The organism is Sphingomonas sp. PL-96, from assembly GCF_020707215.1.
GTDB lineage: Bacteria > Pseudomonadota > Alphaproteobacteria > Sphingomonadales > Sphingomonadaceae > Sphingomonas.
Map to the genome: position 1 here is coordinate 74,039 of NZ_JAJFET010000006.1, position 26,439 is coordinate 100,477.

The 26,439-nt window shown below is 68.4% G+C and carries 22 protein-coding genes; 12 read left to right on the forward strand and 10 right to left on the reverse strand.

Annotation, left to right across the window (positions count from 1 at the left end):
* Positions 1–8 precede the first annotated feature (8 nt).
* Positions 9–2,126 carry a TonB-dependent siderophore receptor gene (locus LK533_RS12075; RefSeq protein ID WP_229363228.1) on the forward strand — a complete coding sequence of 706 codons (2,118 nt, stop codon included), beginning with the start codon at positions 9–11 and terminating at the stop codon, positions 2,124–2,126.
* A 46-nt stretch (positions 2,127–2,172) separates the two neighbouring features.
* Here the strand turns inward: LK533_RS12075 and LK533_RS12080 are convergent, their stop codons facing one another.
* From LK533_RS12080 to LK533_RS12090, 3 genes are all read right to left on the reverse strand, one after another.
* Positions 2,173–4,023, reverse strand: a complete 1,851-nt coding sequence (locus LK533_RS12080) for a M1 family metallopeptidase (protein ID WP_229363229.1) — start codon at positions 4,021–4,023, stop codon at positions 2,173–2,175.
* 102 nt (positions 4,024–4,125) lie between these two features.
* Positions 4,126–4,755, reverse strand: coding sequence for a DUF4198 domain-containing protein (locus LK533_RS12085; RefSeq protein WP_229363230.1), 630 nt, complete (start codon positions 4,753–4,755; stop codon positions 4,126–4,128).
* A gap of 41 nt (positions 4,756–4,796) precedes the next feature.
* The gene (locus LK533_RS12090) at positions 4,797–7,073 is read right to left on the reverse strand and encodes a TonB-dependent siderophore receptor (RefSeq protein ID WP_229363232.1); all 2,277 of its coding nucleotides are present in this window, start codon (positions 7,071–7,073) and stop codon (positions 4,797–4,799) included.
* A 235-nt stretch (positions 7,074–7,308) separates the two neighbouring features.
* Here LK533_RS12090 and LK533_RS12095 point away from each other — a divergent pair, with 235 nt between their 5' ends.
* Positions 7,309–10,092, forward strand: coding sequence for a hybrid sensor histidine kinase/response regulator (locus LK533_RS12095; protein ID WP_229363233.1), 2,784 nt, complete (start codon positions 7,309–7,311; stop codon positions 10,090–10,092).
* Between the two features lie 10 nt (positions 10,093–10,102).
* Here the strand turns inward: LK533_RS12095 and LK533_RS12100 are convergent, their stop codons facing one another.
* Genes LK533_RS12100 through LK533_RS12115 form a run of 4 tightly spaced genes read right to left on the reverse strand, consistent with a single transcriptional unit; the run spans position 10,103 to position 13,137 of the window.
* Positions 10,103–10,426: a reverse transcriptase-like protein gene (locus tag LK533_RS12100; RefSeq protein WP_229363235.1), complete on the reverse strand. Its 324-nt coding sequence runs from the start codon at positions 10,424–10,426 to the stop codon at positions 10,103–10,105.
* Positions 10,427–10,467: 41 nt separating this feature from the next.
* Complete coding sequence (locus tag LK533_RS12105) at positions 10,468–11,007, reverse strand: pseudouridine synthase (protein WP_229363236.1); 540 nt, start codon at positions 11,005–11,007, stop codon at positions 10,468–10,470.
* Positions 11,004–12,620 carry an NAD(P)/FAD-dependent oxidoreductase gene (locus LK533_RS12110; RefSeq protein WP_229363237.1) on the reverse strand — a complete coding sequence of 539 codons (1,617 nt, stop codon included), beginning with the start codon at positions 12,618–12,620 and terminating at the stop codon, positions 11,004–11,006. Before LK533_RS12110 ends, LK533_RS12105 begins: the two co-directional genes overlap by 4 nt.
* A 43-nt stretch (positions 12,621–12,663) precedes the next feature.
* The gene (locus LK533_RS12115; RefSeq protein ID WP_229363238.1) at positions 12,664–13,137 is read right to left on the reverse strand and encodes a MarR family winged helix-turn-helix transcriptional regulator; all 474 of its coding nucleotides are present in this window, start codon (positions 13,135–13,137) and stop codon (positions 12,664–12,666) included.
* A gap of 111 nt (positions 13,138–13,248) precedes the next feature.
* Between LK533_RS12115 and LK533_RS12120 the strand changes: the two genes are divergently transcribed.
* On the forward strand, positions 13,249–13,506 hold the full coding sequence (locus tag LK533_RS12120) for a hypothetical protein (RefSeq protein ID WP_229363239.1): 258 nt from the start codon (positions 13,249–13,251) through the stop codon (positions 13,504–13,506).
* On the opposite strand, the gene LK533_RS12125 is transcribed toward LK533_RS12120, so the two are convergent.
* Both LK533_RS12125 and LK533_RS12130 read right to left on the reverse strand, forming a co-directional pair.
* Entirely contained in the window at positions 13,503–14,231 is a 729-nt protein-coding gene (locus LK533_RS12125) for an energy transducer TonB (protein WP_229363240.1), read from the reverse strand. The genes LK533_RS12120 and LK533_RS12125 overlap by 4 nt on opposite strands.
* 50 nt (positions 14,232–14,281) lie before the next feature.
* On the reverse strand, positions 14,282–14,512 hold the full coding sequence (locus tag LK533_RS12130; protein WP_229363241.1) for a hypothetical protein: 231 nt from the start codon (positions 14,510–14,512) through the stop codon (positions 14,282–14,284).
* Between the two features lie 148 nt (positions 14,513–14,660).
* On the opposite strand from LK533_RS12130, the gene LK533_RS12135 reads away from it, so the two are divergent.
* Together LK533_RS12135 and topA are read left to right on the forward strand one after the other, a co-directional pair.
* A complete protein-coding gene (locus LK533_RS12135) occupies positions 14,661–15,311 on the forward strand; it encodes a hypothetical protein (protein ID WP_229363242.1) in 651 nt (216 codons plus the stop codon).
* Positions 15,312–15,396: 85 nt separating this feature from the next.
* Complete coding sequence (topA, locus tag LK533_RS12140; protein WP_229363243.1) at positions 15,397–18,003, forward strand: type I DNA topoisomerase; 2,607 nt, start codon at positions 15,397–15,399, stop codon at positions 18,001–18,003.
* Positions 18,004–18,234: 231 nt separating this feature from the next.
* On the opposite strand, the gene LK533_RS12145 is transcribed toward topA, so the two are convergent.
* The gene (locus tag LK533_RS12145; protein WP_420705854.1) at positions 18,235–19,212 is read right to left on the reverse strand and encodes a Gfo/Idh/MocA family protein; all 978 of its coding nucleotides are present in this window, start codon (positions 19,210–19,212) and stop codon (positions 18,235–18,237) included.
* Positions 19,213–19,437: 225 nt separating this feature from the next.
* Between LK533_RS12145 and LK533_RS12150 the strand changes: the two genes are divergently transcribed.
* The 7 genes from LK533_RS12150 to LK533_RS12180 are packed head-to-tail and all read left to right on the forward strand — an operon-like array spanning position 19,438 to position 26,387.
* Positions 19,438–20,964 carry an acyl-CoA carboxylase subunit beta gene (locus tag LK533_RS12150; RefSeq protein WP_420705855.1) on the forward strand — a complete coding sequence of 509 codons (1,527 nt, stop codon included), beginning with the start codon at positions 19,438–19,440 and terminating at the stop codon, positions 20,962–20,964.
* A complete protein-coding gene (locus LK533_RS12155; protein WP_229363245.1) occupies positions 20,945–21,766 on the forward strand; it encodes a hypothetical protein in 822 nt (273 codons plus the stop codon). The genes LK533_RS12150 and LK533_RS12155 overlap by 20 nt, the downstream gene beginning before the upstream one ends.
* Positions 21,767–21,808: 42 nt before the next feature.
* Positions 21,809–22,372, forward strand: coding sequence for a DUF2846 domain-containing protein (locus LK533_RS12160; RefSeq protein WP_229363247.1), 564 nt, complete (start codon positions 21,809–21,811; stop codon positions 22,370–22,372).
* Complete coding sequence (gene mce / locus LK533_RS12165) at positions 22,369–22,794, forward strand: methylmalonyl-CoA epimerase (RefSeq protein ID WP_229363248.1); 426 nt, start codon at positions 22,369–22,371, stop codon at positions 22,792–22,794. Before LK533_RS12160 ends, mce begins: the two co-directional genes overlap by 4 nt.
* A 40-nt stretch (positions 22,795–22,834) precedes the next feature.
* Positions 22,835–24,988, forward strand: a complete 2,154-nt coding sequence (gene scpA, locus LK533_RS12170; RefSeq protein WP_229363417.1) for a methylmalonyl-CoA mutase — start codon at positions 22,835–22,837, stop codon at positions 24,986–24,988.
* The gene (gene bioB, locus LK533_RS12175; protein ID WP_229363249.1) at positions 24,985–26,013 is read left to right on the forward strand and encodes a biotin synthase BioB; all 1,029 of its coding nucleotides are present in this window, start codon (positions 24,985–24,987) and stop codon (positions 26,011–26,013) included. Before scpA ends, bioB begins: the two co-directional genes overlap by 4 nt.
* Positions 26,004–26,387 (forward strand): lysozyme inhibitor LprI family protein, encoded by a 384-nt coding sequence (locus LK533_RS12180; protein WP_229363250.1) that lies wholly within the window; start codon positions 26,004–26,006, stop codon positions 26,385–26,387. Before bioB ends, LK533_RS12180 begins: the two co-directional genes overlap by 10 nt.
* The last annotated feature ends 52 nt before the right edge of the window (positions 26,388–26,439 follow it).

Below are 26,439 nucleotides of genomic sequence, written 5' to 3' on the forward strand. Positions count from 1 at the left end.
GGGGAAGTATGCGCAACGTTCGGGCGGTTACGCGGGCTGGCGTACGCTGGGGATCCGCGTCGACGCTGGCACTGCTGGCAGGGTTCGCGCCAGCTGCCGCACAGGAAGTGGCGGGCGAGGATCCGGCCGAAGCGCGGAAGCACCGGCACGACACCGTCGATGACATCGTCGTGCTCGGCCGTCGCCGGATCGATCGCGTCAACGGATCCGACGTGGTCACCGAACGCATGTCGCAGGCGAGCATCGCGCTCGATCGCGCGATCCTGGACGACTATGGCGTGCGCCGGCTTTCAGATGCGCTGGAGTTGGTCAGCGGCATTTCGCAGCAGAACAACCTGGGCGGGCTGCGCGACAACTACGCCATCCGCGGGTTCCTGGGCACGCCGGATACGGGGGCGGAGTATTTCGTCGACGGCTTCCTGGCGAACCGCGGCTTCGGCCCGCCGCGCGATCCTGCCAATGTCGAGCGGATCGAAGTGCTGAAAGGGCCGGTCGGCGCGGTGTTCGGCTCGGTGGACCCGGCCGGTGTCGTGAATGTGATCACCAAGAAGCCGCAGTTCCGTACCGGCGGAAGCCTCACCGCCAGCGCCGGCTCCTTTGGCACCTATCGGCTTGAGGGGGACGTGGAATCGCTGCTCGATCCCAGCCTGTCGATCCGGCTGGTGGGTGCCATCGAGAACAGCGACGGCTTCCGCGATCATGTCGATCTTCGCCGCCGCCTGTTCGCGCCATCGGTCAGCTGGCGACCCGCCGAGGGGACGACGCTGACCTATCAGGGCGAGTATATCGAGTATCGTTCGCCCTTCGACCGCGGCATCCCCGCGATCGGCGACGATGCCGAGGCGGTTCCGCGCGAGACGTTCCTGGGCGAGCCGGCGGATGGCCGCGTCGCTTCCACCAACTGGCGGCACGAACTCACCCTGGAGCAGGATCTGGGCGGCGGCTGGTCGCTGGTGGGCGGTGGCGCCTATCGCGACGGCCGCATCCATGGCTTTTCCACCGAGGCTTCTACGCTGCTGGCGGACGGCACGATGCGGCGGCAGCGCCGCCTGCGCGACTGGAACCTCACCGACTGGTCGGCGCGTGCCGAGGTCCGGGGCACGGTGGAAGCGTTCGGAACGCATCGCCCGAGTGTGGGCGCGACCTTCTACCACCTGGATTTCTCGACCTATCAGGAGCGGTTCCGGCCGACCGCGGACCAGCCCTATCCGATCGACGTCTTCAACCCCGTCTACGGCGGCACTGCCGGCCCGCTGGTGCCGTTCACGGTTACCGACGAGCGGCGCAAGGCGGTCGCCCTGTACGCACAGGACATGTGGGAGGTCACCGACTCCCTCAGCGTCGTCGGCGGGATGCGGTACGAGCATCTGAAGCAGACCATCGACAATCTGCGCACGGGGCAGCTCAGCCGCCTGAAGCGCAACCCGCTCGAGTTCCGCGCCGGCGTGCGCTACCGGCCCGACCCCCGCTTCGCCTTTCACGCCAACTGGGGCGAGGGCTTTCGCCCCAACTCCAGCGTGGGACGGGAGGGCAATGCCTTCGCGCCGGAAACCGGCAAGGGCTATGAGGTTGGCGCCAAGCTGGTGCTGGATGCATTCCGCGCCGGCGTCAGCTGGTTCAGTGTGTCGAAGCGCAACATCCTGGCGACCGATCCGCTCGACGTGAACTTCCTTGCGACCGTTGGCCGCATCCGTTCGCGCGGCGTGGAGGTCGATGGCGAAATCGACCTTGCCGAAGGCGTCCGGCTGATCGGCAACTATGCCTATACGGATGCGGAGGCGCGCGATCCGGCCTTTCCGAGCGCGGATGTCCTCAACGTGCCGCGCCACTCAGGCACGCTGCAATTGTTCGCCAGCCTGCCCGTCGCGGGCCGCGACCTCGACCTCAGTGCGGGCGGCACCTATGTCGGCCCGCGCGCAGCGGCGCTGGACGGTGGCAGCCTGCGCCTGGACGGCTATTTCAAGGCAAAGGCGAGTGCGGCATTCCCGCTCACCGACCGCCTGACCGCGCGCGTCGAGGTCGATAACCTCCTCGACCAGACCTATGCGCAGAGCAGCTACAGCGCGCTGTGGATCTATCCGGGCGCACCGCGGTCGGTGCTCGGGTCGCTGACCATGCGCTTCTAGGAACGAGGCAGGGCGGTGACGCGAAGGCCGCCGCCCTGCCATACGCTTACTTCAGCAGCTGTTCGATCGCAGCGGCGGTCACCGGATGATAGCCGGTGCGCGCCTTGGCAAAGGTGCGCCGGGCGATCGGCATGCCCCAGTCGCTCTGCTCCTTCAGCGCGCGATAGACCGGCATGATCAGCAGGCCACGCCCGACGCTGGGCAGGAACTGCTCGGTGGAGGCGACGGCCGGCTGGTAGCGGTTCTGGATGGCGAGCACGAGCCAGGCGGAGCGGACATAGGCGTTGGTCGACTGTGACAGGCCGAACGTCCGGTCGAGCTCGGCCAGGCGCGCAGGCGTCTGGCGGCGGGGCAGGCCGTTCAGGAAGCGCAGCCACTCCTGCGTCGACCAGCCGCCGGCATCGACGGAGGCAATCGGCGCGCCGGCATTCACCCGCTCCAGAAGCTGGTCGATCTTCGCCAGCGTCGCCGACTTCACATGCACCGCGTTGCTGGGAAGCCCCGGCTGGTACACCCAGGCGTCGAGCTGGAGCTTCTGCTCCAGCGCCGCATCGCCCTTGATCAGGTTCGCGCGCAGGTCCTTCAGGAAGTTGGCGCTGGTCTGCGGCTGAAAGGCGTGGCGGTCGAAATAGGAGCGCAGATAGGCGTCCCACGCCTCCCGCCCGACCGTCACCTCGATGGTGCGCAGGAAGGTCGAACCCTTGGTATAGTCGAGCTGGCCATAGGTACCTTCAGGATCGCCGTGCAGCCGGGTCTGCTCGGGCTTTGCCTCCTTCAGGTCGCGCTGCAGGTCGTCCCACGACAGGTCTGCCAGCGTCGCCGCACGCTCCTTGCCATAGAGCTTCTCGTCGATGCGGTTCTCGAAATAGGTGGTGAAGCCTTCGTTCAGCCAGCTGTCCGACCAGGTCGCGTTGGTGACGAGGTTGCCCGACCAGCTGTGCGCCAGCTCATGCGCGATCACGTCGACGTTGGACTTGTCGCCGGTGATGATCGTGGGCGTGGCAAAGGTGAGCGTCGGGTTTTCCATGCCGCCGAACGGGAAGGAGGGCGGCAGGACCAGCACGTCGAACCGACCCCAGCGATAGTCGCCGTAGAGCGACTCCGCCGTGTCCACCATCTTGCCCGTGTCCGAAAGCTCGGTCGCCACCCGGTCAAGCTGACCCGGTTCGGTGAACACGCCGGTGCGGCCGTCGATGCCGCGAAAGTCGATGTCGCCCACCGCCAGCGCGATCAGATAGGGCGGCACGTTGCGATCCATGCGGAAGCGGAAGCGGCGCTGGCCCTTGCCCGCCGGCTCCCCCTTCGGCGTCAGCCGCTCGCCGCTCATCACCGCGACCAGATCGTCGGGGACGGTGATCGCGGCGCTCCAGCTCTGGCGGATGCCGGGGCTGTCCTGGGTCGGGATCCAGCTGCGGTTGTTGATCGCCTGCCCCTGGCTGAACAGATAGGGCTTGCGCTTGCCGGCGGTGAGTTCGGGCGCCAGCCAGCCGAGCGCGCGGGCATCGGCCTGCGAGCTATAGGTGATCACGATACGGCGCGCCTCGCCCATCGCCACCGTCAGCGGCGCGCCCTTGTAGGGGTCCTCGGCGCCGACCGTCCACTGGAGCGGCTTGCCGCCCGCGTCGGTGATGCGGGTGATCACCAGCCCCTTGTCGTCCAGCACGATCTCGCGCGCGTCGGGGCGAGCGAGAATGTCGAGCGTGGCGGTGCCGCGCATCGTGCGGCTGGCAAAATCCGCCGTCAGGTTCAGGTCGACGTGGGTGACGCGCGCGATTTCCGGCCGCGCATAGGTCAGCACGTCGCGTGCGTCCGGCGTCGTCAGGATCGGCGAGGGCTTGTCCGGCGCGGCCATGGCGGGCGCGGCGAGCAGGGCGGAGGCGAGAAGAAAGCGGCGCATGGGGATCCACTATGCTGGTGAAGGCGGTTGTGTCGCCGCTGTCACCCATGCGCGCAAGGGCCATGCCGAGTTTGTCCGGCACGGCCCCCGGTTTGCAGCAACTCAGCGTGCGACGTAGCTGATCGTCGTGATGCGGTGCAGTACGGCGACCGGCCCCGCCGGCGTAGTGTTTGCGCCTTCGTCCTTGAGGGCGGCGGTCAGCAGATAGCGACCCTTGGCAGCGGCCGGCACGGTGACTTCGCCCCTGGCATCGGTTGCAAGCTTGGTGGTTGCCTTGTCCGGCGCGATCGCCGTCACCTCGATCGCCGCCACCGGCTTGCCGTCGCGCACGAGGCGGAAGCGGTCGCCGCCGGGGGTCACGGGGACGAATTCGAACGGCAGCGCCGCACGCGTCTCGGTCCGACCAGCGCGCGCGTAATAGACCACCGATTCCTGCTTGCCGGGCTCTCCCCAGGGGGCGAACACGCTGTCGTCCCAGGCGCGCACGTCGCCTGCCGGGACGGCGGCTTCCAGATAGCCCGCCTTGCGGACCAGCGCCGCCTTGGGCGCGGCGAGCAGCTTGGGCGCCTTGAGCTTGGCGAACTCAGGATCGCCGCCCTCGGGCATCGCCTCGGCCGGTTCGCCCAGATAGATGCGCGCCGGGCCCGTGCCGTCGCGCTCGATCCAGACCTCATGCGCCTGGGCGGTTGCGGGCAGACCCGCCAGCAGCGCGGCGAACAGCATCTTCTTCATGGATTGCCCTTTCATGGAGCGGAGATGGAGGGAGGGGATGCTCACGGATAGCTCACCCGCAGCGTCGCGAACACCGTGCGCGGGCTGCCGTAGTAGTTGCCGCGGCCCGTGGACGAGATGCGCGAGTAGTAGCTCTTGTCGAACAGGTTGTTGACGTTGACCGACAGGCCGATGCGGTCGTTGAGCTTATAGCCTGCGCGCAGGTCCACCACGGCATAGGCACCCTGACGGACGATCGTCGAACGCGTCAGTACGCTGCCATCCGCGCGGTAGATTGCCGGGTTGCCGCCATAGGTCCCGTCGAACCAGGTCACCGCGCCGCCGATGCTGGCGCCCGCCAGCGGTCCGTCGACCGGAGCATAGTTGGTGAAGAGCTTCACCATATGCTCGGGAATGATCGGGGTAAGCGGGATGCCGTTGAACTGCGGCTGTGCGTCTTCCAGATACTTGGTCTTGGTGAAGCTGTAGCCGCCGTTGACGCGCCAGCCGGGCAGGATCTCGCCGCTCGCCTCGGCCTCGATGCCGCGTGCGCGGACCCGCCCGGCCTGGACGAACAGGGTGGCGTCGTCGGGGTCGTTGATGATCCGGTTCTTCTGGACGATCTGGTAACCCGCAAGCGACAGCAGCAACCGGTCGCCGAACAGCGCAAGCTTCGTTCCCGCCTCATACTGGTCGCCGATCAGCGGTTCGGTCTGCCCGCCATCGGCGCGCGCGCGGCCGCCGGGGCCGACCTGCGGAGTGAAGCTGTCGGCGTAGCTCGCATAGACGTTCAGCGTGTCGGTCACGTCCCACAACGCGGCGACATAGGGCGTGAAGCGGCCGTCCACGCCATAGCCGCCGACCGGGCCGGGGGTCGGGCGTGTAACCTGCGTGTTCGTGTCCCAGAAGGTCAGGCGTCCGCCCCCGACCAGCGTCAGCCCCGCGACCGGGCTGATGCGCGTCTGCCCGTACAGGCCGTACTGCTCGACCTGGGTGATCGTGCCGCCATACACCTGAGTCACGCACTGGCCCGCGATCGCGCAGTTCCCGGCGGTACCCTGCACCGGATAGGGCGGCAGCGGGCCATAGGGATCCATCGGCGGCTCCAGCGGCGACACCGGGTTGAAGACGTCGATCCGCGCATAGTTGGAGAGGCGGGTATAATCGCTGGTATAGTCCTGCGCCTGGTAATCCATGCCCAGGATCAGCGTCTGGTCGCGGCCGAACAGCGGGAAGCTGCCGACACCGTTGAAGTCAAAGGCCCGCGTCTTTTGCCGGTTGTCGCCCCGGAACGCGATATGGCTGGTGACGCCATTGTTGGCCGGCGTGGTGCCGACCGGTTCGGTCGTCACCGCCTGGTTGCCGATATAGCTGTACACGTCGAAGCGATCGACGTTCGCAATCGATCCGGTGGCCCGCAGCGTCCAGCGGTCGCTTACCCGGTGCGCAACCTCGACAAAGGCGGACGTGCTTTCGGCATCGAAGCGGTTCCAGTCGGCGCCCAGATAGGTCGAGCGCGCCACGTCCAGCAGCCGGCCCTCGCTGCCGTCCGCGCCGCCGGCATAGCCGGGCAGGCCGGACTGGATCGCCGGCTTGAACCGGTCATAATAGACGCCCGCGGTCAACGTGGTGCGATCGCCGATCTCCAGTTCGCCGACTGCGAACCCGCCCCAGCGCTTGCGATGTGCGACGTCATAGAACTGGTCCTGGTCCTGCAGCATCGCGCCGACGCGGATGCCGGCCTTGTCGCCGAGCCGGACGGATCCATCGGCTTCCAGGCGCAGATTGTCGTAGCTGCCATAGCCGGCGGACGCGCTGATGCGATCCTCGTCCAGCGGGCGCTTGCGCACCAGGTTGATGCTGCCGGCCGGACTTCCCGATCCGCTGAACAGGCCGGCGGGGCCGCGCAGCACCTCCAGTCGGTCATAGGCGAACAGGTCCGGCACCACCCCCGGAAAGCCGAAGGCGAGGGTCGGCACGCCGTCCACCAGATAGTTGGTGATCGCAAAGCCGCGCGACATGAAGGATGGATCCTCGCTGCCGACGCCGGTCACGGTGATGCCGTTGGTCGCGGTCATGGCGTCCTCCAGCGTGAACAGGTTCTGCGCCTCGATCTGCTCGCGATCCACGACGGTGATCGTGTTGGGCACGTCCTTGAGCGGTGTCACCGTCTTGCCGACTTCGCGACCATAGCTCTTGCCGACCACGATGATCTCGTCACCGGTGCGGCCATTTGCCGCGACTTGGCCCGTGTCCTCGTCGCCGGGCGCCGCATGCGCGCTGGCGATCGCCAGGCAGGTGATGGCCGCGCTGGAAAGCAGAGTCTTCGTAAGTTGCATTCGATCCCCCCAATCGGATGCAGCCCCCTAGCGCAGGTACAATTGCGAGTCACTAGCAATATCAACTTCTCCTGAAGTGGGCGGTTGAGCCAAAAGGTCGGACAAGCTGCGGGGGGTACAACTGAGCGGTGGCACCATTGCACCGCCGACACGTTTACGCGGCGCTGTGCGCCCGGTTCTGCCATGAAGGGCGTCCGGCGGTGCGAGCGGGAAACAAAGTGGGCGTTCAAGGCGGATGACGGCGGACCAGGAAGAGCTTCGGATGCGGGTGCAGGAACTGGAAGCGGAGGTTGCGCAGCTGCGCGTCCAGGAAGGTCGGTCGCGCACGATCCTCGACAGCAGCACCGATTTCGCGATCATCACGACCGATTGCGACGGCCGGGTCACCGAATGGAACAGGGGTGCCGAGGTGATTCTCGGCTGGCAGGCGGCGGAGATGCTGGGCGAGACCGCCGAGCGCTTCTTTACCCCCGAAGACCGCGCTGCAGGGCAGATGGAGCGCGAGATGCGGCTGGCGCGCGAGCGCGGCAGCGCCAGCGACGAGCGCTGGCATCTACGCGCCAATGGGCAGCGGTTCTTTGCCTCGGGCGAGATGATGCCGCTGCTCGATCCGGACGGCCGCCACGTCGGCTACCTCAAGATCCTGCGTGACCGCACCGCCGCCCATCAGGCGATGGAGGCCGTGCGCGCCGCCGAAAGCGAAAAGGCGAGCATTGCTCAAGCGCTGGAAGCGAGCGAACAACAGTTCCGAACCTTCGCGCAGGTGATGCCAAACCAGATCTGGGCGGCTCGGCCGGACGGCTCGATCTACTGGTTCAACGACCAGGTTTATGGCTATTCGGGGTTGTCGGCGGACGAACTGCTCGGTGCCGCGGGGTGGCAGCGCTTCGTGCATGCCGACGACATCGAGCCCACCGTGGCGACGTGGCGCGAGGCGCGAGAACGCGGCGACGTGTATGAGCACGAATACCGCCTGCGCAGTGCCGACGGCAGCTACCGCTGGTTCCTGACCCGAGGGGAGCCGGTTCGGGATGCGAACGGCCGCATCACCGGCTGGGTCGGCACCAACACCGACATCGACGACCAGAAGCAGGATGCCGCGACCAGCGTCACGGATCGCAACCGCTTGTGGTCGATGTCGCAGGAATTGATGCTGGTCTGCACCTTCGAAGGGGTGATCACGGCCGTGAACCCTTCTGCCAGGCGGATGCTCGGCTGGGATGCGGGAGAGATGGTCGGCGCGACGCTGGCGGACTTCCTGCACCCCGACGATCTCGCGCAGACGGCGGCGGAAGTGAGCAAGCTGGGCCATGGCTTGACGACGCTCGCGTTCGAGAACCGCTACCGCACCAGGTCGGGCGACTATCGCCTGCTCGCCTGGACGGCGGTTCCGGAGGCGGAGCGCATCCATGCGGTCGCGCGCGACATCACCGAGGAGCGGCGCCTGGCGCTCGAACGCGAGCGGCTCTGGCGGCTCTCGCCGGTGCTCAAGGTCGTCACCGATCCCACCGGCCTGATCACCGACGTCAATCCGTCCTGGACCACCCTGCTGGGGTGGAGCCGGGAAGAGTCGATCGGAAATCCCAGCACCTACTTCATGGTTGGCGATACCGCGGCCTGGCAGGAACGGGTGGAGGCGCTCGGGTCCGGCACGCCGCTGCGCGGCTACCGCACGACCCTGCGACGCAAGGACGGCGAGCACCGGCTGATCGAATGGACCACCGTGCCGGAAAGCGGCACCTTCTATGGCTTCGGCCGCGACGTGACGGCGGAAGCGGCGGCAGCCGCGGCGCTGGGCGAAGCGGAGGCGGCGCTGCGCCAGTCGCAGAAGATGGAGGCGGTGGGCCAGCTGACCGGCGGCATCGCGCACGACTTCAACAACCTGCTCACCGGCATCACCGGCAGCCTGGAAATCCTGGAGGTCCGGATCGCACAGGGGCGCTTCAGCGAGGTGGACCGCTATGTCGCCGCCGCGCGGGGTGCGGCCAAGCGGGCGGCATCGCTGACTCACCGCCTGCTCGCCTTTTCGCGCCGGCAGACGCTGGACCCCAAGCCCACGGACGTGAACCGCCTGATCGACGGCATGGAGGATCTGGTCCGCCGCACCGTCGGACCCGAGATCGAGGTCGAGGTGGTGGGCGCCGCCGGCCTCTGGTCGACGCTGGTCGATCCCAACCAGCTCGAAAATGCGCTGCTCAACCTCTGCATCAACGCGCGCGACGCGATGCCTGGCGGCGGACGGCTGACAATCGAGACGTGCAACCGCTGGATGGACCGTCGCACGGCGCGCGAGCGCGACCTGGAGCCGGGCCAATATGTCTCGCTCTGCGTGTCCGACACCGGCACCGGCATGCCGCCCGAGGTGATCGAGAAGGCGTTCGACCCCTTCTTCACCACCAAGCCGATGGGGGCGGGCACGGGGCTGGGCCTCTCGATGGTCTATGGTTTCGCCCGTCAGTCCGGAGGCCTCGCGCGTATCTATTCGGAGATGGGCGAGGGGACGCTGGTCTGCCTCTACCTGCCGCGCCACCACGGGACGGCCGAGCCCGAAGTGGAGGTCGGCACGCTCGCCGACGCCGAACAGGCTGGTCACGGTGAGACGGTGCTGGTCGTGGACGACGAACCCACCGTGCGCATGCTGGTGATCGAGGTTCTGGCCGAGCTCGGCTACTCCGCGCTGGAAGCGGGCGATGGCGCCGCCGGGCTCAAGATCCTCCAGTCCGATGCCCGCATCGACTTGCTGGTGACCGACATCGGCCTGCCCGGCGGCATGAACGGGCGCCAGATGGTCGAGGCGGCGCGCGACAGCCGCCCCGATCTGGAGGTGTTGTTCATCACCGGCTATGCCGAGAACGCGCTGATCGGAAACGGGCAGCTGGAGCCCGGCATGCATGTCATGACAAAGCCCTTTGCCATGGAGGCGCTCGCCTCGCGCATGCGGGAGCTCATCAGTCGATCAACCAAGGGCAGCCGGATCACCGCCCGGACGGGAGCGCTGGGCGCAAGCGACACCGCCTGATGGAGGGCGTTCAGCGGCCGTGGAGCGCGGCGAGCGCAATGCCGGCCAGGTTCTGGGCGCGCTTGATATAGCGGATGCGCACGCGTCCCGGCGGCTGCGGGAGTGCCCGAAACCGCTCCATGTGGTGGCGATAGGCGGGCGGACAGCGCACCCGGCCGCTGGCCTGCGCGATCACGGCCGCCGCATCGCCGAGCAGCACCGGGTCCACCAGCCCGAGCGCATGCGCGCGTCGCATCGCTGCGATCAGCGCCAGCCACTCCGCATCCATGCTGGTGCCGGAGCCGAGGTCCCGTTCGATCCAGCGCTGCCCGCCTGCGACCACCGCCAGCTCCATGCCCAAAGGTGCAGGGCGACAGCCGCCGTCGAAAAAGACTTTCACGCGGTGCGCCACTGCCCCGGGGGCAGGTCGTCCAGCGACCACTCCCCGATCCGCCAGCGCACCAGCCGCAGCGTGGGATAGCCGACCGCCGCCGTCATCCGCCGCACCTGGCGATTGCGCCCCTCGCGGATGGTGAGCTTCAGCCAGCTGTCGGGGATGCTCTGGCGCACCCGGATCGGCGGGTTGCGTGGCCACAACGCCGGATCGTCGATCCGCTCGACCTCCGCCGGGCGGGTAGGGCCGTCGTTCAGCAGCACGCCGTCGCGCAGCCGGTCCAAGGCGTCCGCGTCGGGTTCGCCCTCGACCTGGACGAGATAAGTCTTGGGCAACTTGAACTTCGGATCGGCGATGCGCGCCTGCAGCCGCCCGTCGTCGGTCAGCAGCAGCAGCCCCTCGCTGTCGCGGTCGAGCCGCCCGGCCGGATAGATGCCGGGTACGTCCACGAAGTCCGACAGGGTAGCGCGCGTGGTCGGCGAGCCGCGATCGGTAAACTGGCTCAGCACGCCGAACGGCTTGTTGAACAGGACCAGCGTCATGCCGCGCCGAGGCTGCGCGCCAGGGCCTCCGCGACCTTGATGCCGTCGACCGCTGCCGACAGGATGCCGCCGGCATAGCCCGCGCCTTCGCCGGCCGGGAACAGCCCGGCGGTGTTGAGGCTCTGGAAATCCTCGCCGCGGGTGAACCGCACCGGCGAGGAAGTGCGGGTCTCGACTCCGGTCATCACCACGTCGGGATGGTCATAGCCCTGGATCTGGCGGCCGAACACCGGCAGCGCCTCGCGCATCGCCGCCACCACGAAGTCGGGCAGGCACTCGGCCAGGTCGGTCGGATGCACGCCGGGACGATAGGAGGGCACCACCGAGCCGAGCGAGGTCGAGGGGCGTCCGGCGAGGAAGTCGCCCAGCCGCTGCGCCGGTGCCTTGTAGGTCGAGCCGCCGGCCACGAACGCGCGTGCTTCCCAATGGCGTTGCAGCGCCAGGCCGGCGAGCGGGTCGCCGGGGAAGTCGCGCTCCGGATCGATCGCCACCACGAACCCCGAATTGGCGTTGCGCTCGTTGCGCGAGTACTGGCTCATGCCGTTGGTGGCGACCCGGCCTTCCTCCGAGGTGGCGGCGACCACGGTGCCGCCCGGGCACATGCAGAAGCTGTAGACGGTGCGCCCATTCGAGCAGTGGTGCGAGATATGGTATTCCGCCGCGCCCAGGATGCGGTTGCCGGCGTCCTGGCCGAAGCGTGCGCGATCGATCCACGACTGCGGATGCTCGATGCGCACGCCGATCGAAAAGGGCTTGGCCTCGGCATGCACGCCGGCTGCGTGCAGCATCTCGAACGTGTCGCGCGCACTGTGTCCGACCGCGAGCACGACGCGCTCCGCCTCCAGATACTCACCGGTGCTCAGGTGCAGCCCGCGCAGCTGCCGTGCGCCCGAACCATCGGTCGAGACATCGAGCCCATCGACGCGGGTCGAGAAGCGATATTCGCCACCCAGCTGCTCGATCGTCTCGCGCATGCTTTCCACCATCGTCACCAGGCGGAAGGTGCCGATGTGCGGATGCGCTTCGGTCAGAATCTCCGGGGGAGCGCCCGCCTTCACGAATTCGGTCAGCACCTTGCGGTTGAGGTGGCGGGGATCCTTGATGCGGCTGTAGAGCTTGCCGTCCGAAAAGGTGCCGGCGCCGCCCTCGCCATATTGGACGTTGGATTCGGGGTTGAGGACGCTTCGGCGCCACAGGCCCCAGGTGTCCTTGGTCCGTTCGCGCACCACCTTGCCGCGCTCCAGCAGGATCGGACGGAAGCCCATCTGCGCCAGGATCAGCGTTGCGAACAGCCCGCACGGGCCGGCGCCGATCACCACCGGCCGCGGCGCATCGGCGGGTGCGGTGCCAACCGGGCGGTAGCGGGTGTCGGGGGTCGGCTGGACATGCGGGTCCCGGCGAAAGCGCGCCAGTACCGGCCCCTCGTTCTTCAGCGTCACGTCCACCGAATAGACCAGCGCGATCTGGGTTCGGTCGCGCGCGTCATGGCCGCGGCGTGCGACCGAGAAGCGCACCAGGTCGCGCGGCGTGATCCGCAGCCGCTTGAGGATGGCGGCGGGGAGCGCCTCATCGGCATGGTGGAGGGGCAGTTTCAGTTCGGTGACGCGGATCATGGCCGCGCCCTTACAATGACTTCGCCGTGGTTGCGAAGCGTGCTCAGCGTTTCGCGGGCTGCGCGAGATCCCAGCCGCCGATCCGGGAATAGAGCGCATCGCGTAGCGCCTGCACCTGGCGGTTGAGTCCCTGCAGCTGCTCGATCGTCTGACCCGACGACGACAGCATCGCGTCGGCGAGGCAGCGCACCTGGGCCAGGATCGCGCGCCCGGCCGGCTCCAGCGCGATCAGCACCTGGCGCTCGTCGTCTGGATTGCGCGTGCGGCCCACCAGCTCGGCGGCCTCCAGCCGCTTCAGCAGCGGGGTCAGCGTGCTCGATTCCAGCGCCAGCTGCTCGGCGATGCGGCCCACGGGCTGGCTGTCCTCATGCCCCAGGATGTTGAGCACCAGATATTGCGGATAGGTGATGCCCAGCGTGTCGAGCAGCGGCTTGTACAGGCGCTGCACCGCCATGCTCGCCGAGTAGAGGCCGTAGCAGAGATGCTCCTCGAGCGGCAGCAGTGAGTCTTCGGTCATTCGTCGTTCCTGCCGGCAACACGCCCGTCGTCTTGGTGCATATCGCGACCGCGGCCAGGCTCGGCAAGCCTCCGGCTGGACAGCATGGGTGCGGCTGCCTAGCGCTGGGCTGTGGCGAAGAAACACTATCTTACCGCGACGCTGCCGGACGGCACGGTGAAGACGATCGGCCCAACGGCGATGCCCTTCACCCATTATTGGCGCATCGTCGCCGAGCTCGCCAATGGCAAGACCGAGGTGTTCTGGGGTCACACCAAGTCGCTGGCGGAGGCCAAGGGCAAGCAGGCCGCCGCCGCCGATGCGGCCGCGAACCGCGGCTGGCGCTCCTATGCCTTTGACGTCGTCGAGGTGGAGCGCACCCGGGGCTAGCGCGCCTCCAGCCACCAGTCCTGGCGCCAGCCGCGCACTTCCTCCACCGGGTTTCCGCTGGCGTCGCGTGCCGGTGCATAGCGGTAGCGGCCCTCGATCAGGCGGCAGGTGGTGGCGTCCAGTTCCGGCGAGCCGCTCGACTGCATCACGGCGCAGCCGCGTGCCCGGCCGGCGACATCGACGGTAAAGCGCACCGTCACGCTTCCCTCGATCCGCGCCCGCCGCGCCGCGCGCGGATAGTCCGGATCGCGGATCGCGCCGCGCAGCAGCCGGGCCGGCGTGCCGCCACCCCGGCCCGTGCCGTTCCCAGAGCCGCCGCTGCCGAGCCCCGAGCCTGCGCCGCCCGCGCCCGTGCCGGGACCGGGCAGCGGGGCGGCGCCTGCCATGCTCTCGGATCCGGTTCCGGCAATCGGTGGCGCCGTCATCGGCGGCGGCGGCAGAGGGATGGGGGCAGGCGGCGCGACCACAGGCTTGGGCCGCGCGCGGCGATTGGCGGGAGCTGCGGCGCCGCTCGGCTGTTGCGGCTGCGCTGCCGGTTCAGGGAGCGGCGGTGGCGGTGCAGGGAGTGGCAACACGTCAAACGCGGACAGCGATTCCTGCGTCCGAACCGTGGGTGTGAACTGCAGCGCCGTCAGCAGCGCCAGGGCCAGCGCGCCATGCAACAGCAGCACCGCCCCCGCCGAAGCGACCCGGTGCCGTGTCCCCTGCGAATCACGATAGGCCATGGCCCTAGAGATCGGCAGGTAGCGGGCGCGTTTTCAACTCTGGTGCGGCATCAGGGCAGATTGCCCAGCGGAAGCCGAACCGTCACCTTCTTCCAGCCCCAGCGCACCAGAGAGGGTTCCTCATCGGCCACCGGCTCCGAAAGCTCGCCCAGACGCCAGCGGCCTTCCTTGCGAGGCACCCGCCGCTCCGTCAGGCGCAGGTCCAGCGTGTCGATGTCGGGGGCCCTTGCCGCGAGCGGGCGCACGTCTTGCGCCAATGGCGCAGCACTCCCGCCGCTCATGGCCAATCCGAAAACGATAGCGGCAAGGCTGCTCATGCGAGGTCGAAACATCCTGAGGAATGGGACGCGGGGTTAAAGCGTGGGGAAGGCTGGTGTTCCGCCTTGGCAAGCCGTGCGTGTGCGTACATTCTGACCTGGGGGGACGTTCATGCACGAGATCACACGCAAGATAGCGGAGCTGTGCGCGGTGGCGGCGGCGCTGGCACGCAACGAGTTCTGGCTCGCCGGAGGCACACTGCTGCTGCTGTTCGGTGCAGGCGTCGCGAGCGATCTGCTGGGCCCCGGGGGAAACCTGATCGGCGCAGCCGTGCAACTGCTGCTGCAATGGGGCCTGTTCCGCCATGTCGCGCGCCGTGAGGGTTGGATCAGTGAGGGCGAGTCCACCGGAGGCGTCTTCGGCCTGATCGGCTTGGGGATCGTCGAGACCCTGGGCGTGCTGCTCGCATGCCTCCTGCTGCTGCTGCCGGGGCTGTATCTCGCCGCACGCTGGTCGGCCTCCAGCGCGATCCTGATCGCGGAGGATGCGCCCGTGATGGATGCGCTTACGGCCAGCTGGAACCGGACCCGGTCCAGCGGGGTGGCGATCGCGCTCACGCTGTGCGGCATCTACTTGCCCGCAGTCGTGGTGCTGGGCGGTATTGTGTTCTGGGGCGATCCCGACGCGGATGCGACGCTGGCGGAGACGCTGCCGATGAACGCAGTCGTTGCCTGGGCCACGGTCGCCAGCTGGTATCTGGCACTGGCCGTGTACGATCGGACCCGCACCCCGCAGGTGGAACTGGAGCAGGTCTTCGCCTGACGCGCCTGGCGCGCTAGGGGCGCTTGACGCGGCCTACCGGCGATCCCCACTCTCGCGCGTACACGTAAGGACCCCGTACACCCCCATGCAGCTTGTCATCGTAGAGTCGCCCGCCAAGGCGAAGACCATCGAGAAGTATCTCGGCAAGGACTATCGCGTCCTCGCCTCCTACGGCCACGTCCGCGACCTGCCGGCCAAGGACGGCTCGGTGCATCCGGACGACGGCTTCGCGATGGAGTGGGAAACCTATGCCGACAAGTCGCGCCAGCTGAAGGCGATCGCGGACGAGGCCAAGAAGGCCGACCGACTGATCCTCGCCACCGACCCGGATCGCGAAGGGGAGGCGATTTCGTGGCACGTGCAGGAAGTGCTCGCCAAGAAGAAGGTGCTGCCCAAGGAGGTCGAGCGCGTCACCTTCAACGCCATCACCAAGCCCGCGATCCTGGCCGCGATGAAGGCCCCTCGCGAGCTCGATACCGACCTGATCGACGCCTATCGCGCCCGCCGCGCGCTCGACTATCTCGTCGGCTTCACCCTGTCGCCGGTGCTGTGGCGCAAGCTGCCGGGCGCCAAGTCCGCCGGTCGCGTCCAGTCGGTGGCGCTGCGGCTGATCGTCGAGCGCGAGCGCGAGATCGAAGGCTTCACCGCCCAGGAATACTGGTCGGTGATCGCCCAAATGGAGCAGGACGGCCAGCCGTTCGACGCCCGCCTGGTCAAGCTCGACGGCAAGAAGCTCGACCGGCTGTCGCTGGGCGACCAGGGCTCGGCCTTCGCCGCCAAGGAAGCCGTAGAGGCGGCACGCCTGTCGGTGGTCTCGGTGGAGACCAAGCCCGCCACTCGCAACCCGCCGCCGCCGTTCACGACCTCGACGCTGCAGCAGGAGGCGGCGCGCAAGCTCGGCTTCTCCGCCAGCCACACGATGCGCATCGCCCAGTCGCTCTACGAGGACGGCGCGATCACCTATATGCGTACCGACGGCGTGCAGATGGACGGATCGGCGATCGATGCGGCGCGCGGTGCGATCGCCAACCGCTATGACGGCAGCTACGTGCCAGACAAGCCGCGCCAATATCAGACCAAGGCCAAGAACGCCCAGGAAGCGCACGAGGCGATCCGCCCGACCGACTTCTCCAAGGATCGCGCGGGTTCGGGCGACCACGGCCGCCTCTACGACCTGATCTGGAAGCGCGCGCTCGCCAGCCAGATGGCGTCGGCGCGGCTGGAACGTACCGCGGTGGAGCTGGAGGACGGCACCGGCCGCCTGGGGCTGCGTGCCACCGGCCAGGTCGTGCTCTTCCCCGGCTATCTCGCGCTCTACGAGGAAGGCCGCGACGATGCGGGCGACGAGGATTCGCGCCGCCTGCCGCTGCTGCGCGACGGCGACGCGCCCGCCAAGAAGGGCGTGACTGCCGAGCAGCACTTCACCCAGCCGCCGCCGCGCTTCTCCGAAGCCTCGCTGGTGAAGCGCCTGGAGGAACTCGGCATCGGCCGCCCCTCGACCTATGCCTCGATCATCCAGGTGCTGAAGGACCGCGCCTATGTGCGCGTCGAGAAGAACCGCTTCTTCGCCGAGGAAAGCGGTCGCCTGCTGACGGCGTTCCTGGAACGCTTCTTCGAGAAATACGTCGGCTACGACTTCACCGCGGGCCTTGAGGAAGAACTCGACGACGTGTCCGGCGGGCGCGCCGAATGGCAGGCGGTGCTGGAAGCCTTCTGGCGCGACTTCAAGCCGCGCACGGCCGAGGTGATGGAGCAGCAGCCCTCCGCCATTACCGCCGAGCTCGACAAGTTCCTGGAAGCCTATCTCTTCCCGGCAAAGGCCGACGGCGGGGACCCGCGCCTGTGCCCGAATTGTGGCGAGGGGCGGCTGGCGCTGCGCGGCGGCAAGTTCGGGGCCTTCGTCGCCTGCTCCAACTATCCCGAGTGCAAATACACCCGGCGCTTCGGTCAGCCGGGCGGTGAAGGCGCGGAGGACGCCGGTCCGGAAGGGCTGGGCAAGGATCCGGAGACGGGTCTGGAGGTCGAGCGCAAGTCGGGCCGTTTCGGGCCGTACATCCAGCTGGGTGACGGCAAGGACGCCAAGCGCGCCTCGATCCCCAAGGACCTGCCGGGCGGTGGCGAGCTGACGCTCGAATGGGCACTCAAGCTGCTGAGCTTGCCGCGCGTGATCGGCAATCACCCGGAGACGGGCGAGCCGATCGAGGCGGCGATCGGGCGCTATGGCCCGTATCTGAAGCACGCCGGCAAATACGCCCGGCTGCAGACCACAGCGGACGTGTTCGAGACGGGCATGAACGCCGCGGTGGTGAAGCTGGCCGAAGCGGCCGCCGGGCGCCCGGCGCGCGGTGCGGCGCGTGAACCGCTGCGCGTGCTGGGTGCGCATCCGCGCACGGAGGCGGAGATCAAGCTGATGGAGGGGCGCTACGGCCCCTATGTCACCGACGGCACCACCAACGCGACCCTGCCCAAGACGGTCGCACCCGAGGCGCTGACGCTGGAGGAAGCCGCCCAGCTGATTGATGCCCGCGCCGCCGCGGCACCGGCCAAAAAGGGCCGCAAGGCACCGGCCAAGAAGGCGGCGGCGAAGAAGCCGGCGGCTGCCAAGGACGCGCCGGCAAAGAAGGCGCCGGTCAAGAAAGCCGCTGCTAAGAAGGCCCCGGCGAAAAAGGCTGCCGCCAAGCAGGAAGATTGACGCGCCGGGCTCACCCGCCCGTTCGGCTCCACCAAACCCGTATCCCTGCGCAAGCAGGGATCCAGGGCCAAGCAGAGCAACCGGCGTTGTGCGTGTAGCCCTGGGCTCCTGCCTGCGCAGGAGCACGGTAGAGCGGCTGGGCAGACGTCTCGCTTCCCGCCCTAAGGCAGAAACGGCGCGCGTACCGTGGGGTGCGCGCGCCGTTCTGTTTCGCCAGGAAAGGAGCGGCGCTTATTCCTCGAACGCGCCCACTTCGCTGCGGCGACCGAGCAGGAATGCGTCCGCCACATGCCGGAACGGCGACAGGTCGACGTCGCTCTCGCGCTTGTCCAGCAGCTCGGCGAAGCGACGGTAGAGCCGGGCATATTCGGCTTCGTCGCCGACGTCCTGCTCGACGCCGTCGACGAACATCTTCGACGCGCCCATCGACAGCTTCAGGCTGCCACGGTCGGTCTCGACGTCGATGTCCCAGGTCTGCGGCCCGCGCTGGTCGAAGTCGAAGAACACCTCGACCGGCACGCCCGCGGTGTCGGTGAACGACAGGTCAGCCGCGATCGGCGCGGGGCGGTTGGACGGAAAGCGCAGCGCCGCCTCCTGCAGCAGCAACGGACGCGGCAGGATGCGGGTGATCACCGACAGCGCATTGATGCCGGGGTCGAACACGCCGATGCCCGGCTCCCAGATCCAGGCCTGGCCCGGATGCCAGACGCGGACGTCCTCCTTCCAGTTGACCTCGACGCGGCGGATTTCGCGCTCTGCAAGCCAGGCGCGGGCGGGCTCGACGGCGGCCGCCTCACGCGAGTGCCAGGTGGTGAAGAGCACGCGGCCGGCGTCGCGCGCCATCCGGACGAAGTCCTCGGCCTCCGACAGGGTGGCGGCCGGCGGCTTCTCGATCATCACGTCCAGCCCGTGCGACAGCGCTTCCTCGATCAGCGCCAGCCGCCCGCGCGGCGGGGTGCAGATCGAGATCGCCTGCACGTCGGGCACTGCCTGCATCATCTCGGTGATGGTGCGGAAGCCCGGCACGCCCTCGGGCGGGGTATGGCCGGTGACCGCGGCGACGAGGTCGAAGCGCGGATTGGCGGCGATGTGGGGGATGTGCTGGTCGCGCGCGATCTTGCCGATGCCGGCCAGCGCGATGCGGACCGCGCCCGCGTCGACGTGGTTGGCCCCGCTGCTGGTGCCATGGGGGTGCAGTGCCGTGTTCAAGTCCGCGTTCCTCTCCGCTCCTCGGGCTTGGCCGCATGGGGCCGCCCTGGTCGATAACTCCGACATATCGGGGCAGCGCCGGCCGATCAATCGGCCGCATCGACGTCACCTCAGCTTTTCGGGCGGCGCAAGCCCCTTGTTCCGCGCCCCCCGGGGCCGCTACCCTGCACCCGGGATGGCGCCCAGCCGAACCGGCAAAGGGCACACCCGGGTAAGGAGATGGGCTTGCGCACACAGGTGCAGGAGCTGGAGCAGCGGCGTGCGGCTGCGCGCGCCGGCGGTGGCGAAAAGCGAGTGGCTGCACAGCATGCCAAGGGCAAGCTGACCGCGCGCGAACGGCTGGACGTGCTGCTCGACCCCGACAGTTTCGAAGAGCTCGACATGTTCGTCGAGCATAATTGCGTCGATTTTGGCATGGCCGAACAGGTCATCCCCGGTGATGGGGTGGTGACCGGATCGGGCACGATCAACGGCCGACTGGTGTTCGTCTTTTCGCAGGATTTCACCGTGTTCGGCGGCTCGCTTTCCGAACGTCATGCCGCCAAGATCTGCAAGGTCATGGACATGGCAATAAAGGTCGGCGCCCCCGTCATCGGCCTGAACGACTCCGGCGGCGCCCGCATCCAGGAGGGGGTGGCCTCGCTCGGCGGCTATGCCGAGGTGTTCCAGAGGAACGTGCTGGCATCGGGCGTGGTGCCGCAGCTGAGCCTTATCATGGGGCCGTGCGCGGGCGGCGCGGTGTACTCGCCGGCAATGACCGACTTCATCTTCATGGTGAAGGATTCGAGCTACATGTTCGTGACCGGCCCCGACGTGGTGAAGACCGTCACCAACGAGGTCGTGACTCAGGAGGAACTGGGCGGCGCCGTCACCCACACCACGCGTTCCTCGGTGGCCGACGTCGCGTTCGACAATGATATCGAGGCGCTGCTCGCCGCGCGTGACTTCATCGACCTCTTGCCCGCTTCCAACCGCGCGGCGGCGCCCGCCCGGCCGACCGAGGACCCGTGGGACCGCATCGAGGACAGTCTCGACACGCTGGTGCCGCCGTCCGCCAATCAGCCGTACGACATGCACGAGCTTATCCGGAAGGTCGTCGACGAGGGCGATTTCTTCGAGGTGCAGCCGACGCATGCCGCCAACATCCTCACCGGCTTCGGACGGATCGAGGGGCGTACGGTCGGCTTCGTCGCCAACCAGCCGACCGTGCTCGCCGGCGTGCTCGACATCAACGCGTCGAAAAAGGCGGCGCGCTTCGTACGCTTCTGCGACGCGTTCGAGATTCCGATCGTCACCTTTGTCGACGTGCCCGGTTTCCTCCCCGGCGTGGCGCAGGAGCACAACGGCATCATCAAGCACGGCGCCAAGCTGCTGTTCGCCTATGCCGAGGCGACCGTGCCCAAGATCACGGTCATCACGCGCAAGGCCTATGGCGGCGCGTACGACGTGATGGCGTCCAAGCATCTGCGCGGCGACCTCAACTATGCCTGGCCGACCGCCGAGATCGCGGTGATGGGGGCCAAGGGCGCGGTGGAGATCATCTTCCGCGGCCGCACGCCCGAAGAGATCGCCGAGCGCACCGCCGAGTATGAGGCGCGCTTCGCCAATCCGTTCGTGGCGGCCAGCAAGGGCTTCATCGACGAGGTGATCCAGCCCCACGCCACCCGCCGCCGCATCGCGCTCGGCCTGCGCAAGCTGCGCGGCAAGAGCCTCGAGAACCCATGGAAGAAGCATGACAACATCCCGCTCTAGGCGTCCCGCCCCGCGCAAGGGTGGCGGTGGCGGCCGGCTGCTCGCGACGCTGCTGGTCGTGGCGGTGACGGTGGGAATGGGGGCGCTGCTGCTGTGGCCGCGCGAGGCCGAGCGCCGCGAGCCGCTGCGCGTCGCGTCGCCGCGCCCGGCTCCTGCGGCACCACCCAAGCCGACCGGCGTCCGCGCGCTGCCCGCCGCCGAGCAACTCGCGCGAGCCGCCAAGGCGGTGTTTGGCCCCAGCGGCAAGGCCACCGAGACGCGCGACGGCGCGCAGGTGATAACCACGCCCGCACGGCTGGTGTGGCGCGGCGACACGGCCGTGCTGGTCAGCGCCGCCGAGATGGTCGACGCTTGCCACGGCTGCACCGGCGCGCTCGACATCGCCTATCTCAAGCCCCAGGGGGACGGCTTCGCGCTCGTGCGCCGCTGGCCCGATGCGGTACCCGGATCGAGCTGGGGCGCGCCGCCCAGCGAGTGGTCGATCTCCGACAGGTTCGGGCCGAACCCGGTCCTCTACGCAAGCGGCGGCGGCACCTGGCAGGGCTATACGTGCAGCGTGTTCACCCTGACCGAGCTCGGCGCCGGCGGCCCGGTCGGCCTTGTCTCGGCGCCGGAAGGCTATGACGACACCGGTGCCGGCACCGCCGAGACGCCCACCACGCTGGAGGGCAAGATCGCCAACATCGTCCCCGGCCGCAGCTTCGACGTGACCTATACGGGCACGCAACACTTCACCGACCAATATGTCCGCCAGGGCGACAAATATGCCGTGCGGGGCGAGATGCGGATGCGCACGTGCTGAGTGCTGCGAAACCGGCCTTGTGCCACCACCCCAGGAGGTTCGATGCGTAAACTGTCCCTGCGCCAGCAACTGATCATGGTGGCGATTTTTGCGGGTAGCGCCTTTGTCGTCTCCTTCCTGCTCGCGCTGTTGGGCAGCGGCGCGCGGCACGACAGCGGGGTCTCGCCCTGGTTCGTCGGCATGACCTTTGGCGTGGTCACGAGCATGATCTACCTGGGCCTTTCGGCAAACCGCCCCGCGCCGCTCGCGGATGCCGCGGCGCGCGCACAGGCGATGGCGCCGGTGCCGCCGCAGATGGGCCGGCTGCTGGTCGTGCGCGAAGGCTTTGTCGGCAAGCTGGCGGGCGTGGACGTCCAGGTCGACGGCAGCGTGCGCGCGCAGCTGCGCAGCCCGCGCTTCGCCGCCTTTGACCTGCCGCCGGGGCAGCACCGCGTGCAGGCGACGCTGCCGAACCGTGAATCCGAACCCCTCGTGGTCGAACTGCCTGCAGGTGAGGTCGCGGCGGTGCGGATCGTGATCGGCATGGGCAAGCCCCGCCTGGAGCGGGAGGCGGACATCGCCGGGTTGCAGCAGCGCCTGCCCGGTATCCCGATGGTGGCGGCATGATCCTGGGCCGCCTCAACCATGTCGGCGTAGCGACGCCGTCGATCGAGCGGTCGGCCGAGAGCTATCGCCAGCTGCTGGGCGACGCTGCCGTGGGCGCGCCCTTCGACCTGCCGGCGCAGGGCGTGCGGGTCTGCTTCGTGGACCCGCCCAACACCCAGATCGAGCTGATCGAGCCGCTGGGCGCAGAGTCGCCGATCCATGGTTTCCTCACGAAAAACCCGGCCGGCGGCCAGCATCACCTCTGCTACGAAGTGCCCGATATTCACGCCGCCAAGGCCTGGTTCGAAGCGCAGGGCATGCGCGTGCTCGGCGAACCGCGCATCGGCGCCCACGGCACGCCGATCTTCTTCGTCCATCCCAGGGACATGGGCGGCGTGCTGACCGAGATCATGGAGAGCCCGCGTGGCGAACATCGAAGATAACACCGGTGAGGACAGCGGCGCGGCCCCCGCTCCCCGCGACCTGCCCGAGCCGGCGGCGCATTCGACCCGCGCCGATTGGGAGGCGCTCGCCGCCAGGGAAGTGAAGGGCCGCGACCTCGACTGGACGACGCCCGAGGGCATCACGGTCAAGCCGCTCTACACCGCCGCAGACGTCGCGATCGACCCAGGGCTGCCCGGCTTTGCGCCCTTCACCCGCGGTGTGCGTGCGTCGATGTACGCCGGGCGCCCTTGGACGATCCGCCAGTACGCCGGCTTTTCGACCGCCGAGGAATCGAACGCCTTCTACCGCCGCAACCTGGCCGCCGGGCAGAAGGGGCTGTCGGTCGCCTTCGATCTCGCCACCCACCGCGGCTATGACAGCGACCATCCGCGCGTGGTCGGCGACGTCGGCAAGGCGGGCGTCGCGATCGACACGATCGACGACATGAAGATCCTGTTCGACGGCATCCCGCTCGACCAGATGTCGGTCAGCATGACCATGAACGGCGCCGTGATCCCGGTGCTCGCCTTTTTCATCGTCGCGGCGGAAGAGCAGGGGGTCGCTCAGGAGAAGCTCGAGGGCACGATCCAGAACGACATCCTCAAGGAGTTCATGGTCCGCAACACCTATATCTACCCGCCCGAGCCCAGCATGCGGATCATCTCGGACATCTTTGCCTACACCTCGGCGCACATGCCGAAGTTCAACAGCATCTCGATTTCCGGCTATCACATGCAGGAGGCCGGGGCGACGCAGGTGCAGGAGCTCGCCTTCACCATCGCCGACGGCATGGAATATGTCCGCTACGGGGTGGCGTCGGGGCTCGACATCGACAAGTTCGCCGGGCGGCTGAGCTTCTTCTTCGCAATCGGCATGAACTTCTTCATGGAGGTGGCGAAGCTGCGCGCCGCGCGCGTGCTGTGGCACCGGGTGATGACGCAGCTGGGCGCGAAGGACGAGCGCTCCAAGATGCTGCGCACGCATTGCCAGACCTCGGGCGTGTCGCTGACCGAGCAGGACCCGTACAACAACGTCATCCGCACCACGATCGAGGCGATGGCGGCGATGCTGGGCGGCACCCAAAGCCTGCACACCAACGCGCTGGATGAGGCGATCGCGCTCCCCACCGACTTTTCCGCCCGCATCGCCCGCAACACGCAGATCGTGCTGCAGGAAGAGACGGGGATGACCAGGGTCGTCGATCCGCTCGGCGGCTCCTACTATGTCGAAAGCCTGACCCAGCAGCTGGTCGACCGGGCCTGGGCGATCATCGAGCGGGTCGAAGCCGAAGGCGGCATGGCCAAGGCGGTCGCCGCCGGCTGGCCCAAGGCGATGATCGAGGAGGCCGCCGCCGCCCGCCAGGCCCGGGTCGATCGCGGCGAGGACGTGATCGTCGGCGTGAACAAGTATCGCCTCGCGAGCGAAGACCCGCTCGAGACGCTGGAGGTCGATAACACCCGCGTGCGCGAGGCGCAGATCGCCCGGATCGCCCGCGTCCGCGCCAGCCGCGACGAGGATGCGTGCGGGGCGGCGCTCGGCGCACTTCACCGCGGTGCTACCGGCGACGACAACCTGCTTGCGCTGGCAGTGGAGGCCGCGCGGGCACGCGCGACCCTTGGCGAGATTTCTGCAGCGATGGAGGCGGGTTTCGGCCGCTACCGGACCCAGCCGGTGCCGGTGAAGGGCGTGTACGGCGCCCCCTATGCCGAGGACGACCGCTGGGCGCAGGTGGTGGCCGGCGTCCAGGCGGTCGAGCGCCGGCTCGGGCGCAAGCCGCGGCTGCTGGTCGCCAAGATGGGTCAGGACGGCCATGATCGCGGCGCCAACGTCATCGCCTCCGCGTTCGGCGACATGGGCTTTGACGTGGTCTCCGGCCCCTTGTTCCAGACGCCGGAGGAGACGGTGGTGCTGGCGATCGAGAGCGGCGTGGACGTGGTCGGCGCCTCCAGCCTGGCGGCCGGGCACAAGACGCTGATCCCGGAACTGATCCGCGGCCTGCGCGAGGCGGGGCGGCATGACGTCAAGGTGGTGGCCGGCGGCGTCATCCCGCCGCAGGATTATGACTATCTGCGCGACGCGGGCGTGCAGGGCATCTATGGACCCGGCACCAACGTGGTCGAATGCGCGGCGGACGTGCTGCGCCTGCTCGGCCACAACATGCCACCTGCCGGACTCGAGGACGCCGCCGAATGATCGACACCCTTCCCCAGCACGCCGCGGACGTGCGCAACGACTGGACGCGCGACGAGATCGCGGCGCTGTTCGACCTGCCGTTCCCCGAGCTGCTGTTCCGCGCCGCCGAAGTGCATCGCGCCAGCCATCGCGCCGACGAGGTCCAGCTCTCCACGCTGCTGTCGATCAAGACCGGCGGCTGTCCGGAGGACTGCGGCTATTGCAACCAGTCGGTGCATGCCGAGACCGGGCTCAAGGCCACCAAGCTGATGGACGTGCGGGCGGTGCTGCAGGCCGCGGCCCAGGCCAAGGACAATGGCTCGTCGCGCTTCTGCATGGGTGCTGCGTGGCGCAACCCCAAGGACCGCGACATGCCCGCCATCATCGAAATGGTGAAGGGCGTGCGGCAGATGGGCATGGAAACCTGCATGACGCTGGGCATGCTGACGCCTGACCAGGCGGGCCAGCTCGCCGACGCCGGCCTCGACTATTACAACCACAACATCGACACCTCGCCGGAGCGTTATGGCGAGGTCATCACCACCCGCAGCTTCCAGGAACGGCTCGACACGCTCGATCATGTCCGCGGTGCGGGGATCAACGTGTGCTCGGGCGGCATCATCGGCATGGGCGAGACGCGCGAGGACCGCGTCGGCTTCATTCATGCGCTGGCGACCCTGCCGCACCATCCCGAAAGCGTACCGGTGAACGCGCTGGTGCCGGTCAAGGGCACGGTGCTGGGCGACATGCTCGCCGACACGCCGATGGCCAAGATCGACGACATCGAATTCGTGCGCACGGTTGCGGTCGCGCGCATCACCATGCCGGCGAGCATGGTGCGCCTGTCCGCCGGCCGCGAGAGCATGTCGGACGCCACCCAGGCGCTGTGCTTCCTGGCCGGCGCCAATTCGATCTTCACCGGCGACAAGCTGCTCACCACCGGCAACGCCGGCGACGACCGCGACGCGGCGCTGTTCGCGCGGCTTGGCCTGCGACCGATGGCCGCGGAAGCGCCGCGGGTACAGGAAGCCTGCGCATGCTGCTGATCGCGCTGGCGCTTGCCACCGCCGCGGACGATTGCGGCGACAAGGACAATCAGGCCGCCATGACGATGTGCGAGAAGGCGGTTGCTGATCGCACTGACGCGGAGATGAACCGCGTGTGGAAGACCGTGCAGGCGTCGATGCAGCAGGCCGATCGCGACGACGGCGGCGACCGGGTGGGCAAGGGCGAGCCGAGCTATGCTCAGGCGCTGCTGGCGTCGCAGCGCGCCTGGCTGGCGTTTCGCGACGCCCAGTGTCGGATCGCAAGCTATGAGTGGCGCGGCGGATCGATGGAGCCGTTCGCCTACAACCAATGTCTTGCCGCGGTGACGGCGGCGCGTACGCAGCAGCTTCGCGAGCTGCTCTGGGATCATTGAGGACGCCGCACCGTTGGCCAGATCGGGGTTGAGCCCGGCGACGGCGGTGCGC